Genomic DNA, 14,488 nt, shown 5'->3' on the forward strand with positions numbered 1-14,488 from the left:
TCTCAGGGCAGGACATTCAATCAGTCATGTGGTGAAGTGAACCCATGAAGCAGCCGCGGTCTCTCTCGAAGCCCCGTCTACTGGGCATTGTATGGCCTTTCGTTGCCGTCGCGCTTTTTCAGGCGCTGCTTGGATGCGTGAGCCTGTACACCTTGTCTGCAGTGCGTAGCTATGTCGTGGGCGAAAGTCTCTGGTCCAAAGGCCAGAAGGATGCCATTCATTATCTGGGGCTTTATGTCGACAGTCATGATGAGCGCGACTATCTGAAGTACCAGCAGGCTATTGCCATCCCGCAAGGCGGTCATGCCCTGCGCGAAGCGCTGAATCAGCCTGAACCCTCATTGGCGGATGCGAGAAAGGCCATTCTTCAGGGCGGTAATCACCCGGATGATGTGGGCGGCATCATCTGGCTGTACCTGAACTTCCACGATTTCAGCTATATGGAAAAGGCCATTCGCTGGTGGACCATGGGCGATGATTATCTTGCCCGACTCGATGACCTGGCCCGCACTATCCGTGGCAGAGTCGCCCAAGGCTCGGCAAGCCCCGAGGACGCCCTGCAATGGCACGCCCGGATCAATGCGATCAATGAGGCGGTCACTCCCGTTGCCAAGGCTTTCAGCGATGCTCTGGGGGAAGGTTCGAGATTCATTCTCTGGTTACTGGTCATCATCAATCTGGTCACCGCGCTGGTGCTGATCCTTCTGGCGCTGCTGCGTGTACACAAACTGCTTGCACAGCGCCATGTCTTTGCCCATGCGCTGCAACTGGAAAAGGACCGGGCGCAGATCACTCTGCAATCGATTGGCGACGGGGTCATTACCACTGACGTCAAAGGCTTCATCGTTTACATGAACCCTGCCGCCGAAGGCCTGACGCACTGGAGAAACAGTCAGGCCATCGGGCTGCCGCTGGCTGCGCTGTTCAATCTGCTCGATGAAAATGATCACAAGGACAGTTCGACGCTGATGGAGCACATCCTCAGCGGCAGGCTCAAGGGCGGCGGGGTGAACTGCAAGCTGATCCAGCGTCTGGATGGCAGCACGGTGCTGGTCGCACTGGTCGGTTCGCCGATCTACAGCGACGGTGAGATCAGTGGAGCGGTTCTGGTATTGCATGACATGACCCAGGAGCGCCAGCACATTGCCAATCTTTCATGGCAGGCTGCGCATGATGCGCTGACCGGGCTGGTCAACCGCAGTGAGTTCGAGTATCGCCTGGAACAGATGCTCAGCCATTCTGAGTCCGAGGGGCAAAGCCACTGCCTGATGTTTCTGGATCTGGATCAGTTCAAACTGGTCAATGACACCAATGGTCATGCCGCAGGGGATGAATTGCTCAGGCACCTTTGTCGCATGCTGCCTCAGGGCATCCGTGACGGTGACACCCTTGCTCGTTTGGGGGGCGATGAGTTTGGCATCCTGCTGCGCAATTGTGCGCCACACACGGCACTGGAAATCTCCGAGAACCTGCGCCTGATGGTGCAGAACATGCACTTCGTCTGGAAAGGGCGGCCATTCGTGACGACTGTCAGTATTGGACTGGTGCATATAGGTGATGCTCCGACCACCCTGGAAGCCTCGCTTCGAGCGGCGGACATGGCGTGCTACATGGCCAAGGAAAAGGGCCGCAACCGGGTTCAGGTCTATCACCCCGACGATTCCGAACTTTCAATGCGCTCCGGCGAAATGGCCTGGATCCAGCGTCTGCACATGGCCCTGGATGAAAACCGTTTTTGCCTGTACACCCAGGAAATTGCCTCGCTCCGCCAGCCTGACGACGGGCTTCGGCATATCGAGATCCTGTTGCGGCTGCGGGACGAGTCGGGGCGAATGGTTTCGCCGGACAGTTTCATCCCGGCTGCCGAGCGGTATGGGCTGATGACCACGCTTGATCGCTGGGTTGTGCAGAATGTATTCAGGGTCATTGCGCAATGCATGAACGACCCAAGGCATCAGATGCCACAGGCGCTCTGTGCCATTAATCTGTCCGGCTCCAGTATTGGCGATGAAGCATTTCTGGATTACCTCAAGCTTCAGTTCAGGACTTACGGTGTTTCGCCGAGCATGATCTGTTTCGAGGTGACCGAAACCAGCGCAATTGCTGATCTGGGAAGTGCCATCCGCTTCATGAATGAACTTAAATCGTTGGGTTGCCTGTTCTCTCTCGATGACTTTTGCGCCGGCATGTCCTCCTTTGCCTATCTGAAACATCTGCCCGTCGATTTTCTGAAGATCGATGGTAGTTTTGTAAAGGATATGCTCGACAATCCGATCAACCGTGCCATGGTCGATGTCATCAATCATATCGGTCATGTAATGGGCAAAAAAACAATTGCCGAGTTTGTTGAAACCCCGCAGATTGAGGCAGCTCTGCAGGAAATAGGTGTGGATTTTGCACAGGGGTATCTGATAGCTCGTCCAGAGCTGTTGACGTGTGAAAGTCTGTACACCCAGCCTGCACGCCCGGCCTCTTCAGTGGCCGATGCGCAGGGGCATCAAGCCAACTCGGTACAACCAACAAAAAAGGGAGCCGCACAGTGATCGACACTTTCAATAGAACCGGTCCGCTCATGGAAGCCAGCAGTTATCCGGCATGGGCGCAACAGTTAATCAAGGATTGCAGTGCTGCCAAGACCCGAGTGGTCGAGCATGAGCTTTATCAGAGAATGCGCGACGGGCGTCTGAGCCCTCAGGTCATGCGTCATTACCTGATTGGCGGATGGCCGGTGGTCGAGCAGTTCGCCGTCTATATGGCCAAGAACCTGACCAAAACCCGTTTCGGCCGTCATCCTGGCGAAGACATGGCGCGTCGCTGGCTGATGCGCAATATCCGCGTCGAACTCAATCATGCCGACTACTGGGTGAACTGGTCTGATGCCCATGGCGTGAGCCTCGACGACCTGCACGCCCAGCGCGTGGCACCCGAGCTGCATGCATTGAGTCACTGGTGCTGGCAGACCAGCTCCTCGGACTCTCTGGCCGTAGCCATGGCCGCGACGAACTATGCAATCGAAGGCGCTACAGGGGAGTGGGCGGCCATCGTCTGCTCCACGGACGTATATGCCGAGGGTTTCCCGGCAGAAACCCGAAAACGCGCCATGAAATGGCTCAAAATGCACGCTCAGTATGATGATGCGCACCCATGGGAGGCGCTGGAGATCATCTGCACCCTGGCGGGCAACAACCCCAGTGTGCAACTCCAGACGGAATTGCGCCAGGCGACCATCAAGAGCTATGACTACATGTACCTGTTTCTTGAGAGCTGCCTGCAGCTAGAAAAGGCCAAGCCAGCGCGGGAACGTGCCACGGCGGTTGAGGCCTGATACCTCTCGGCAGGAGTAATGCCGATCAGTTAAGGCCCAAACAAAACTTGTGGGAGGCAGCTTGCTGGCGAAAAGACCTTGAAAACCGGCAGATATTCTGCGTCTGTACATGAAGTCGCCAGCAAGCTGCCTCCCACAAAGTGATTTATGATTTTTGACTGATTGGCAGTCACTTGCGGGAGGGGCCTTGGCCGCGACAGTTCACATCGGCGGCTTTTCGGCGGTTGGTTTTTGACGTTTTTCACCGCTCCCTTCCAGTCGTCGCTCTTTTTAAAGAAAGACCGGCTTACGCCGATGGGGATCTCATAGGGCATACACACCGGATTGAAAACGGTTGTACAGGGATGTGGCCTGCCATCTATCTGCACACCTTCGCAGATCCGTGTTCTCCAGAGATCATCATCATGTCCAAATCCCTGAGGCTCCAAATTCTTGGCTTGCTCGGCGGCAGCCTTGCGCTGGTGCTGGTCATCGCGCTGGCTTGTTTCAATTTCCTTTCCGATAACGTGCAGTCCTATCGCAGCCTGCTTGAAGGCCCGATCCGTGCTTCACAACTGGTCGACGAAGCCAACCTTCAGTTCAAGGTCCAGGTTCAGGAGTGGAAAAACGTACTGCTGCGTGGCAAGACTCCTGCGGAGCGAGACAAGTTCTGGGCTCAGTTTGAAGAGCAGGAGCGCAAGGTGCAGGGCACGCTGGGCCAGCTCGTTGATATGAAAGGTACGGACGCTGCGCTGAAAAATCAGGTTCAGAGGCTGCAGCAGGAGCATCGAACCCTGGGCGCTTCCTACCGCACGGGGCGTGATGCATTCGTGGCTGCTGGTGGTGATGCTTCGATCGGCGATGCCGCGGTCAAGGGCGTGGATCGCCCGACCAGCGAGCAGATGGCCAGTCTGGTGGATCAACTGCACAAATCCAGTGATGCCCAGTCGGTTGCGATCAGCAAAGAGGCTGACCAGACCATATTGGTTGGTGCTACGGTAATGCTGGCCTCTGCTCTGCTGGTCGGATTGCTGGCGCTGTGGATGGTCAATCGCAACCTGGTCGCGCCGATTCGCATGCTGATCGAGTATGTGGCTCAGTTGAGCGAAGGCAAGTTTGGTGCGCGTGTCGAGGTGGTGCGCCAGGACGAACTGGGTCGTTTGGCTGTGGCCGCCAATACCTTGCGCGATTTTCTGGCCGACACCTTCAATCGCCTGAAGCGCAGCACCACTGAACTGGACGCTGCTGGCGGGGAATTGAATGCCATTGCTGCGCTGATGGCTCAAGGCACTCATGAGCAATTTGAGCGTACCGATCAGGTTGCCACAGCCATGACTGAAATGTCGGCAACGGCTCAGGAAGTCGCCAGGCATGCTGCGGACGCGGCGCGTGCGGCGGATGACGCCGATCACAGCGCGCAGGATGGCGAGAAGGTCATGCAGTCGACCATTGCCACCATAACCCGCATGCGCAATGAAATTTCCTCCACCGCCAATGTCATTCAGCGCCTGGAAACAGACAGCGGTCGAATCGGCAAGGTGCTGGAAGTGATTCGTGGCATCGCCGAGCAGACCAACCTGCTGGCGCTCAATGCGGCCATCGAAGCCGCGCGTGCCGGAGATGCCGGACGTGGTTTTGCGGTGGTGGCCGACGAAGTGCGTACCCTGGCGCAACGTACCGCTGTGTCCACGGCCGAGATCAATCAGATCATCAGTTCGGTGCAGACCGGCGCTACCGATGCGGTGCTGGCCATTCAGGGCGGTCAGGCCCGTAGTGAGGAGAGTGTCGAGCAGGTCACTCATGCCGGTGCAACCTTGCAGCGCATCACTGTGGCAGTGGAAAACATCCGTGACATGAACCGCCAGATCGCCACTGCTGCCGAGGAGCAGACGTCAGTGGCAGAAGATATCTCGCGTAACCTGACTGAAATTACCGCTATCGCCGTAACCAATCAGGACAACGTCAAACGTACTCAAAGTGCCAGTCATGACTTGCGCGGTCTTTCAGCAGGCCTTGATGACGTAATCTCACGTTTGAGTGCATAACCTGTTGCACTTGCCCTTGTGCCCCCTTCGTTTCGAGGGGGCGCTCATGCATCGGCAATCAGCCTGCCATTGTCAGGCGATTACGGCCTTCGCGCTTGGCGACATACAGGGCGTTGTCGGCGCGGCGCAGCAGGCTGTCGGCGGACTCTGCGGGCAGCAAGGTCGAGCAGCCCAGGCTTATGGTGATGTTGAGTGCGGTATTGCACTCGTGGAACTCCAGTTCCAGCACGGCCTGGCGCAGACGCTCACCGACCATTGCCGCACAATCGCGATCGGTGTTGGCAAGCACGATCACAAATTCCTCTCCGCCATACCTGAACACCCGGTCTATGTTGCGCAACTGAGCCTTGAGCGTATGGGCGATGATGCGAAGCACTTCGTCGCCGGTCTTGTGGCCGTAGTTATCGTTGACGTTCTTGAAGTGGTCGATATCCAGCATCAGCAGTGAAAGCGGCTGCTTGTTGCGATGCGACACTTCGGTTTCCCGCAGCAGGTTCTGGTCCATCGCGATCCGGTTGCCGGTGTTGGTCAATGGGTCGCGTAGCGCGCTTTGCATGGCGATACGATAAAGCAGGGCATTTTTCATGGGGTAGAGCAGGCAGGTCATGAGTGATTCAAGTTCGCTCAGTTCCTGTTCGCTGAAGGCGTTGGAGCGCTGGAACACCAGATAGCCCAGGCATTCGTTCTTGTGACGCAGCGTGTAATGAGCCTTGTGCTCTGCGTCTTCGCCCAGTTGCATATGCAGGTCGCTGCGGGGGTGTTCATAGATCAGTGCGGATAGCGGCACAAGACGCTGAACCCCACGGAAGAACATGCCGAGAATTTTTTCCGCTTCCAGGCTGCTTTGTAATTGCAGGCTCAGTTGCTGGGTGAGTCTGGGCAGGTCTACAGGAGGAAGAGAAGCCGCTGGTCGATTGCGAAAGCCCTGCCTTTGCAATTTTGCAGTATCGAAATCAATTGCCTGGGGGCCGGTCGGAGAACTCATGGCTTCACTCCTATCACATCGTTGCTGGCTTGTGAGGGCTAGAGCGAAAGTCGTGCCATGTTGTTGGTATGTTTATAACGTGTTGAATTTTATTGTTTATTTAAGAGCTTGAAGAGGTTTTGAAAAAGAATTGACGATTTTTTGACTTGGCGCCTTCATGAAAAAGCCTGCCGTGACGGATTTCCGCCAAGGCAGGCTTCTTTGGCGCTGGGCTTTATTGCGCGTTGAATGCCTGGCCGTTGATGCCTGTGCTGTCTGGACCCATCAGGTACAGATAGACCGGCATGATTTCCTCGGGTGTCGGGTTGTCCATGGGGTTTTCCCCTGGATAGGCCTGCGCACGCATGCTGGTGCGGGTTGCTCCGGGGTTGATGCTGTTGGCGCGGACCGGCGCGACGGTATCCAGTTCGTCGGCCAGAGTCTGCATCAGGCCTTCGGTGGCGAACTTCGACACACCATAGGCACCCCAATAGGCGCGTCCCTTGCGACCGACGCTGCTGGAGGTGAATACCACCGAAGCATCGCTGGACAGTTTGAGCAGTGGCAGCAAGGTGCTGGTAAGCATGAACATCGCATTGACGTTGATGTGCATGACGCGCATGAAGTTTTCGCCGGACAACTGCTCCACGGGCGTGCGCGGGCCGATGATCGAGGCATTGTGCAGCAGGCCGTCGAGATGGCCGAATTCGGTTTCGATCATCGCCGCCAGTTCATCGTATTGATGGGGCAGGGCGGTTTCCAGATTGAACGGAATGACCACAGGCTGAGGATGGCCTGCTGCTTCTATCTCGTCATACACCTGAGTCAGGTTGGCTTCGGTCTTGCCCAGCAGTAAAACCGTAGCGCCATGGGCTGCATAGGTCTTTGCTGCCGCTGCGCCAATGCCGCGACCCGCGCCGGTGACCAGAATTACCCGGTCCTTGAGCAGTTCAGGGCGAGCGGAGTAATCGAACATGAGAAACCTCTGTAGCTGTAAATAAGGCTCAAGCCGCTGTCAGCAACTGCACAGCGCGTTATCCAGAACCTTGCGCAGGTCCAGTGGATGATCCACAACCACATCGGCGCCCCAGTGATCGGGGTTGTCGTTGGGGTGGATATAGCCGTAACGCACAGCGGCAGTCCGGGTACCGGCATCGCGACCGGACTCGATGTCGCGCAGATCATCGCCCACGAACAGCACGCTGGCCGGGTCCAGATCAAGCTGGCTGCAAGCCAGGATCAGTGGCTCCGGGTGAGGTTTGCTGTAGGTCACATGGTCGGGGCAGATCAGCAGCGCCGAGCGTTGGGCCAGGTCGAGCTGTTCCATGATCGGTTGGGCGAAACGCACGGGCTTGTTGGTTACAACACCCCAGATCAGGCCGGCCTTTTCAATGTCGGCCAGCAGTTCTGCCATGCCGTCGAAGAGTCGGCTGTGGACCGCGCAATCACGTTGGTAGCGCTCCAGAAACTCAAGGCGCAGGGCCTCGAAGGCCGGATCCTGCGGGGACATGGCAAAGGTTGCCGCGACCATGGCCTTGGCGCCGCCCGAGATTTCATCGCGAATCAGCTTGTCCGGGACTGCTGGCAGGCCACGATCGGCCAGCATCGCCTGGGAAATGGCGATGAAGTCCGGTGCGGTGTCGAGCAATGTGCCGTCCATGTCGAATAGAACCGCTCTCAAGCGCATGCCTTATGCCTCCCGCAGTGTCTGGATCATGTAGTTGACGTCTACATCCGAGGCCAGCTTGTAGTGCTTGGTCAGCGGGTTGTAGGTCAGGCCGATGATGTCCTTGACCTGCAGGCCGGCATCGCGGCTCCAGGCACCCAGCTCCGACGGGCGGATGAATTTCTTGAAGTCATGTGTGCCGCGTGGCAGCAGGCCCATGATGTATTCGGCGCCGACAATCGCGAACAGGTAAGCCTTGGGGTTGCGGTTGATGGTGGAGAAGAACACCTGGCCGCCGGGCTTGACCATGCGATAGCAGGCGCGGATCACGGAAGAAGGGTCCGGTACGTGCTCCAGCATTTCCAGGCAGGTCACCACATCGAACTGCTCGGGCATTTCTTCGGCCAGGTCTTCGGCGGTGATCTGGCGGTACTCGACGTTCACGCCGGATTCGAGCTGATGCAACTGGGCCACGGCCAATGGGGCTTCGCCCATGTCGATGCCGGTCACGGTAGCACCGCGCTGGGCCATGGCCTCGCTGAGAATGCCGCCGCCACAACCGACGTCGAGCACTTTCTTGCCCGCCAGATTGACTCGTTCGTCGATCCAGTTGACCCGAAGCGGATTGATATCGTGCAGCGGCTTGAATTCGCTTTCACGATCCCACCAACGATGTGCCAGTGCCTCGAATTTGGCGATTTCTGCGCGGTCGACGTTGCTCATGGGGGTTACCTCTTGAACTTGAAATTCGTTTTCAGAGGCCCGGCGATCAGACAGGCCAGGCCTTCATGTATTCAGTTTGCGCCGCCAATGCGTTTGCTCCAGGCAATCGCGGTCTCGCGTAGCGCCGATTCGTCCATTCGTGTCAGGCGGCGATTGTCGAGCAATTGCTTGCCGGCCACCCAGACATGGCTCACGCAGTCGCGGCCGGTGGCGTATATAAGCTGTGACACTGGATCATAGATCGGTTGCTGCTCCAGCCTGGAAAGATCGAACGCGACGATATCGGCCGCCTTGCCGATTTCCAGCGAGCCCGTCTCGGCCTGGATGCCCAGGGCGCGTGCGCCGTTCAGGGTCGCCATGCGCAATGCCCGATGCGCATCCAGCGCTGTTGCCGAGCCCGCGACAGCCTTGGCCAGCAAGGCCGCAGTGCGTGTTTCGCCGAGCAGGTCCAGGTCATTGTTACTGGCTGCGCCATCGGTCCCCACCGCAACGTTGACGCCGGCTTGCCACAGGCGCTCCACCGGGCAGAAGCCACTGGCCAGTTTCAGGTTGGATTCCGGGCAATGCAGTACGCTGGAGTTGCTTTCTACCAGTAAAGCCAGGTCGTCGTCGCTGATTTGCGTCATGTGTACGGCCTGGAAGCGCGGCCCGAGCATGCCGAGGCGGTTCAGTCGCGCCAGTGGGCGTTCCTGGCGTTGTTCGAGGGATTGCTCGACCTCGAAGGCTGTTTCATGCACATGCATCTGAATCATGGCATCGAGTTCGTCCGCGATGACCCGGACCTTTTCCAGATTTTCGTCGCTGACGGTGTAGGGCGCATGTGGGCCGAAGGCAATCTTGATGCGCGGGTGATGGATCAGGTCGTTGAACAGCTCGACCCCGATGTGCAGGGATTCGTCGGTGGTCCTGGCTCCCGGAATCGGGAAGTCCAGCACCGGCACGGTGATCTGGGCGCGGATACCGCTGCTATGGGCCCGGTCTGCGGCAACCTTGGGGTAGAAGTACATGTCCGAGAAGCAGGTGATGCCGCCCTTGATCTGTTCGGCAATGGCCAGGTCCGTGCCATCGCGTACAAAATCTTCGGTGACCCATTTGCCTTCGGCAGGCCAGATATGGTCCTGCAGCCAGGTCATCAGCGGCATATCATCGGCCAGACCGCGGAAAAGGGTCATTGCCGCGTGGCCGTGGGCATTGATCAGCCCTGGCGTGAGCAGCATGCCGGGCAACTCCTGCACGTGCAGGGCGTTGTGTTTCAATGCCTCGGCTCTGGGGCCTATATAAACGATGCAGCCATCGCGGATGCCGAGTCCATGATCCTTGAGTACCACGCCTGCAGGTTCGACCGGCACCAGCCAGCTGGGCAGGAGCAGGAGGTCGAGCGGTGCTGTCGCGTTCGGCATGTCAGGGCTTCCAGAGCTTATTGCAATAATGGCGAAGTATACCCGAGCACCTTCGCGGTCGGCTCGCTATAATCGTCCCCTTTTGATTCCGGGCTTTGGATTTTCGAGATGGAGTGGGTGGTAATGCGCGATCGGCTATTGGCTGCGGAGAAGGTAAAGGCCATCGATTGGCGAGATGACACTCTGTATCTCCTGGATCAGCGTGTGCTGCCGTTCGAGGAAACCTGGCACGCTTATAACGGTGCTGCGGCAGTGGCCGAAGCGATTCGCTCGATGGTAGTGCGCGGCGCGCCTGCAATCGGTATCGCGGCAGCCTATGGCGTTGTGCTGGGCGCGCGTGCGAGGTTCGCGGCGGGTGGTGACTGGCAGGCAGCGCTGGAGGAAGACTTCTCGCTGCTCGCGGATTCGCGCCCCACGGCCGTCAATCTTTTCTGGGCGCTGAACCGGATGCGCGACCGCCTGCAACGGCTCAAGGAAGGGGATGACCCTCTGGCTGTTCTGGAAGCCGAAGCCGTGGCGATCCATCTGAGCGACCGTGAAGCCAACCTGACCATGGCGCAGTTGGGGGCGGATCTCATTCGCAAGCATCAGGGCAACCTGCAGGCAGTCCTGACCCATTGCAATACGGGCGCCCTGGCGACGGGCGGCTTTGGTACTGCGCTGGGCGTGATCCGTGCCGCGCATCTTGAAGGCATGATCGAGCATGTTTATGCCGACGAAACCCGGCCCTGGCTGCAAGGTTCGCGTCTGACGGCCTGGGAATTGGCGAACGAGGGGATTCCGGTCACCCTCAATGCCGACTCCGCAGCCGCGCATCTGATGCGTACCAAGGGCATTACCTGGGTCATCGTCGGTGCCGACCGCATTACCGCCAATGGCGATGTGGCCAACAAGATCGGCACTTATCAGCTGGCCGTTGCGGCCATGCACCACGGCGTGCGTTTCATGGTCGTGGCGCCAAGCTCTACGATTGATATGGATATGCCCAGCGGCGAAGACATTGTCATTGAAGAGCGTGACGGGCGTGAACTGCTCGAAGTGGGCGGTCATCGCGTGGGGGCTGATGTCGAGGCCTTCAATCCGGTATTCGATGTGACGCCGGCCGATCTGATCGACGCCATCGTGACCGAAAAGGGCATCGTCGAGCGTCCTGATACCGCCAAGATGGCCCAGCTCATGAGCCGCAAGCACTTGCATTGATCGTTTCGCAGTCTGGCCGCTCCCTCGTTCGGGGCGGCTTGTTTTCAGCGCTTTCAAAGGATAGGAGCGTGACAGCGATTGTGGTAATATCCGGCGGTTTCCAACGGCGCTATCAGTAGTCGCCCTTACTGCGCAGATCCATGGCATAACTCGTTGATTTGTCGTAAGTCGTTGCCTGGCAAATGCCGGCGGCGGCGAGCTTCGTCTATCCCGTATGGATGTACGAGGTTTCACCAGAAAAAGGAATCAGGCTTCTCATGGGCGAACTGGCCAAAGAAATCCTCCCGGTCAATATCGAAGACGAGCTGAAACAGTCCTACCTCGACTACGCGATGAGCGTGATCGTCGGGCGAGCACTGCCGGATGCGCGCGATGGCTTGAAGCCCGTGCACCGGCGCGTGCTGTACGCAATGAGCGAGCTGGGTAACGACTGGAACAAACCGTACAAGAAATCCGCTCGTGTGGTTGGTGACGTAATCGGTAAGTACCACCCGCATGGCGATACCGCTGTCTACGACACCATCGTTCGTATGGCGCAGCCATTTTCGCTTCGCTACCTGCTGGTAGACGGTCAGGGCAACTTCGGTTCGGTCGACGGCGACAACGCCGCGGCGATGCGATACACCGAAGTGCGCATGACCAAGCTGGCTCACGAGCTGCTGGCCGACCTGCACAAGGAAACCGTGGACTGGGTGCCGAACTACGACGGCACCGAGCAGATCCCGGCGGTCATGCCGACCCGTATTCCCAACCTGCTGGTCAACGGTTCCAGCGGTATTGCCGTGGGCATGGCGACCAACATCCCGCCGCACAACCTCGGTGAAGTCATCGATGGCTGTCTGGCCCTGATCGACAACCCCGAAGTCACTGTCGATGAGTTGATGCAGTACATTCCCGGCCCGGATTTCCCGACAGCGGGGATCATCAACGGCCGTGCCGGCATCATCGAGGCCTATCGCACCGGTCGTGGCCGCATTTACATGCGTGCCCGTTCGATCGTCGAGGATATCGACAAGGTGGGCGGTCGCCAGCAGATCGTCATCACCGAGCTGCCGTACCAGTTGAACAAGGCCCGCCTGATCGAGAAGATCGCCGAGCTGGTAAAAGAGAAGAAACTCGAAGGTATCACCGAGCTGCGCGACGAGTCCGACAAGGACGGTATGCGCGTGGTCATCGAGCTGCGCCGTGGCGAGGTTCCTGAGGTCATCCTCAACAACCTCTACGCCCAGACCCAGTTGCAAAGCGTGTTCGGTATCAACATCGTTGCGTTGATCGACGGCCGCCCGCGAATCCTCAACCTCAAGGATCTGCTGGAAGCGTTCGTTCGTCACCGTCGTGAAGTGGTTACCCGCCGTACCGTCTTCGAGCTGCGCAAGGCGCGTGAGCGCGGGCATATTCTCGAAGGTCAGGCCGTTGCCTTGTCGAACATCGACCCGGTCATCGCCCTTATCAAGGCCTCGCCGTCTTCGGCTGAAGCCAAGGAAGCACTGGTCAGCACTCCCTGGGAATCCAGCGCAGTGGTTGAAATGGTCGAGCGTGCCGGTGCTGATTCCTGCCGTCCGGAGAACCTCGATCCGCAGTACGGTCTGCGTGATGGCAAGTATTTCCTGTCGCCAGAACAGGCACAGGCGATTCTTGAGTTGCGTCTGCACCGTCTGACCGGCCTGGAACATGAAAAACTGCTCACCGAGTATCAGGAAATCCTCGGCCAGATCGGCGAGCTGATCCGCATCCTCGGCAGCGCCACGCGCCTGATGGAAGTGATCCGCGAAGAGCTGGAGCTGATTCGTTCCGAATATGGCGATGTGCGCCGCACCGAGATTCTCGATGCGCGTCTGGACCTGACTCTGGGTGACCTGATCACCGAAGAAGAGCGGGTTGTCACCATCTCCCACGGCGGCTATGCCAAGACCCAGCCATTGGCGGTCTATCAGGCTCAGCGCCGTGGCGGTAAAGGCAAGTCGGCTACCGGCGTCAAGGATGAGGACTACATCGCTCACCTGCTGGTCGCCAACAGCCATACCACGCTGCTGATGTTCTCCAGCAAGGGCAAGGTCTACTGGCTCAAGACTTACGAAATTCCGGAAGCATCCCGTGCTGCTCGCGGACGTCCTTTGGTCAACCTGCTGCCGCTGGACGAAGGTGAGTACATCACCGCCATGCTGCCGATCGATCTTGAGGCGCTGCAACAGAGTTCGGGTGCCGATGACGAGCTGGAAGATGCCGAAGATGCGGTGATCGAAGGTGAAGTTGTCGAGGCCGAGGAAGTCGACGAAGAAGACGGTGACACTCCTGAGCTGGTTGCCGAGCCGACTGGCGCCTATATCTTCATGGCTACAGCCTTCGGTACGGTCAAGAAGACGCCTCTGGCACAGTTCTCCCGTCCTCGTTCCAGCGGCCTGATCGCCCTGAAACTGAAGGAAGGCGACACCCTGATCGCTGTTGCGATCACCGACGGCGCCAAGGAAGTCATGCTGTTCTCCGACGCGGGCAAGGTTATCCGCTTCGCCGAGAGCGATGTTCGTCAGATGGGTCGTGGTGCTCGCGGTGTGCGCGGGATGAAGATCGGCAAGGGCCGACTGATTTCCATGCTGATCCCCGAGTCGGGCGCACAGATTCTCACGGCCTCCGAGCGTGGTTTCGGCAAGCGCACCTTGCTGAGCAAGTTCCCGCGTCGCGGTCGTGGCGGTCAGGGCGTTATCGCCATGGTCACCAAGGGGCGTAACGGGAAGCTGATCGGCGCTGTGCAGGTTCAGGAAGGCGAGGAAATCATGCTGATTTCCGATCAGGGCACGCTGGTTCGTACCCGTGTCGACGAAGTGTCCCGACTGGATCGCAACACTCAGGGCGTCACCTTGATCAAGCTTGCCAGCGACGAAACCCTGGTGGGTCTGGAGCGTGTCCAGGAGCCATCGGAAGTTGAAGGCGAAGAGATTGACGGTGAAATCGTGGATGGCACCGTTGTCGAGCCGGATGATGCTGACGACCTGCAAGTCGATGCAGCGACTGACGATGACGAATCTCAAGGCTGAGTTGTAACGTAAATCCGGTAAGGGCTGGCTCGTCTGTGAATGCATGTGCATTACAGGTGACTCAGCCCTTGCGACATTCGGTCGTGTGGCCGAATACGTATTCCTGCAGAAGTGGCCAACAGCTGTCCGGCCTGCTTCGACAAAGAAGCGCGTA

At 58.3% G+C, this 14,488-nt stretch carries 10 protein-coding genes; 5 read left to right on the plus strand and 5 right to left on the minus strand.

Annotation, left to right across the window (positions count from 1 at the left end; translation table 11 throughout):
- The first annotated feature begins 44 nt into the window (after positions 1 to 44).
- From Q6A51_RS06960 to Q6A51_RS06970, 3 genes are all read left to right on the plus strand, one after another.
- Complete coding sequence (locus tag Q6A51_RS06960) at positions 45 to 2,543, plus strand: EAL domain-containing protein (RefSeq protein ID WP_304574414.1); 2,499 nt, start codon at positions 45 to 47, stop codon at positions 2,541 to 2,543.
- Positions 2,540 to 3,325, plus strand: coding sequence for a TenA family transcriptional regulator (locus Q6A51_RS06965; protein ID WP_201017230.1), 786 nt, complete (start codon positions 2,540 to 2,542; stop codon positions 3,323 to 3,325). Before Q6A51_RS06960 ends, Q6A51_RS06965 begins: the two co-directional genes overlap by 4 nt.
- Before the next feature lie 404 nt (positions 3,326 to 3,729).
- A complete protein-coding gene (locus Q6A51_RS06970; protein WP_304574415.1) occupies positions 3,730 to 5,349 on the plus strand; it encodes a methyl-accepting chemotaxis protein in 1,620 nt (539 codons plus the stop codon).
- Positions 5,350 to 5,407: 58 nt separating this feature from the next.
- Here the strand turns inward: Q6A51_RS06970 and Q6A51_RS06975 are convergent, their stop codons facing one another.
- The 5 genes from Q6A51_RS06975 to Q6A51_RS06995 form a co-directional block, all read right to left on the minus strand.
- Complete coding sequence (locus tag Q6A51_RS06975) at positions 5,408 to 6,334, minus strand: GGDEF domain-containing protein (RefSeq protein WP_304574416.1); 927 nt, start codon at positions 6,332 to 6,334, stop codon at positions 5,408 to 5,410.
- Positions 6,335 to 6,548: 214 nt separating this feature from the next.
- Positions 6,549 to 7,289 (minus strand): YciK family oxidoreductase, encoded by a 741-nt coding sequence (locus tag Q6A51_RS06980; RefSeq protein WP_200999937.1) that lies wholly within the window; start codon positions 7,287 to 7,289, stop codon positions 6,549 to 6,551.
- Positions 7,290 to 7,328: 39 nt separating this feature from the next.
- Positions 7,329 to 8,000 (minus strand): N-acetylmuramic acid 6-phosphate phosphatase MupP, encoded by a 672-nt coding sequence (gene mupP / locus Q6A51_RS06985; RefSeq protein ID WP_200999936.1) that lies wholly within the window; start codon positions 7,998 to 8,000, stop codon positions 7,329 to 7,331.
- A 3-nt stretch (positions 8,001 to 8,003) separates the two neighbouring features.
- Positions 8,004 to 8,702 (minus strand): bifunctional 2-polyprenyl-6-hydroxyphenol methylase/3-demethylubiquinol 3-O-methyltransferase UbiG, encoded by a 699-nt coding sequence (gene ubiG, locus Q6A51_RS06990; RefSeq protein ID WP_200999935.1) that lies wholly within the window; start codon positions 8,700 to 8,702, stop codon positions 8,004 to 8,006.
- A gap of 71 nt (positions 8,703 to 8,773) precedes the next feature.
- Positions 8,774 to 10,102: a TRZ/ATZ family hydrolase gene (locus Q6A51_RS06995; RefSeq protein WP_304574417.1), complete on the minus strand. Its 1,329-nt coding sequence runs from the start codon at positions 10,100 to 10,102 to the stop codon at positions 8,774 to 8,776.
- Positions 10,103 to 10,225: 123 nt separating this feature from the next.
- Here Q6A51_RS06995 and mtnA point away from each other — a divergent pair, with 123 nt between their 5' ends.
- Both mtnA and gyrA read left to right on the plus strand, forming a co-directional pair.
- Positions 10,226 to 11,302, plus strand: a complete 1,077-nt coding sequence (mtnA, locus tag Q6A51_RS07000; protein ID WP_201017227.1) for an S-methyl-5-thioribose-1-phosphate isomerase — start codon at positions 10,226 to 10,228, stop codon at positions 11,300 to 11,302.
- 257 nt (positions 11,303 to 11,559) lie between these two features.
- Complete coding sequence (gene gyrA / locus Q6A51_RS07005) at positions 11,560 to 14,334, plus strand: DNA gyrase subunit A (protein WP_200999932.1); 2,775 nt, start codon at positions 11,560 to 11,562, stop codon at positions 14,332 to 14,334.
- Positions 14,335 to 14,488: the final 154 nt, after the last annotated feature.

The organism is Pseudomonas serbiensis, from assembly GCF_030580745.1.
GTDB classification, from domain to species: Bacteria; Pseudomonadota; Gammaproteobacteria; order Pseudomonadales; family Pseudomonadaceae; genus Aquipseudomonas; species Aquipseudomonas serbiensis.

What these genes read in the sequence shown, in the direction of transcription:
- Q6A51_RS06980 (WP_200999937.1), bottom strand. Translation starts at nt 7,289, where the DNA reads ATGTTCGATTACTCCGCTCGCCCTGAACTGCTCAAGGACCGGGTAATT.
- Q6A51_RS06960 (WP_304574414.1), top strand. Translation starts at nt 45, where the DNA reads ATGAAGCAGCCGCGGTCTCTCTCGAAGCCCCGTCTACTGGGCATTGTA.
- mupP (WP_200999936.1), bottom strand. Translation starts at nt 8,000, where the DNA reads ATGCGCTTGAGAGCGGTTCTATTCGACATGGACGGCACATTGCTCGAC.
- mtnA (WP_201017227.1), top strand. Translation starts at nt 10,226, where the DNA reads ATGCGCGATCGGCTATTGGCTGCGGAGAAGGTAAAGGCCATCGATTGG.
- gyrA (WP_200999932.1), top strand. Translation starts at nt 11,560, where the DNA reads ATGGGCGAACTGGCCAAAGAAATCCTCCCGGTCAATATCGAAGACGAG.
- Q6A51_RS06975 (WP_304574416.1), bottom strand. Translation starts at nt 6,334, where the DNA reads ATGAGTTCTCCGACCGGCCCCCAGGCAATTGATTTCGATACTGCAAAA.
- ubiG (WP_200999935.1), bottom strand. Translation starts at nt 8,702, where the DNA reads ATGAGCAACGTCGACCGCGCAGAAATCGCCAAATTCGAGGCACTGGCA.
- Q6A51_RS06970 (WP_304574415.1), top strand. Translation starts at nt 3,730, where the DNA reads ATGTCCAAATCCCTGAGGCTCCAAATTCTTGGCTTGCTCGGCGGCAGC.
- Q6A51_RS06995 (WP_304574417.1), bottom strand. Translation starts at nt 10,102, where the DNA reads ATGCCGAACGCGACAGCACCGCTCGACCTCCTGCTCCTGCCCAGCTGG.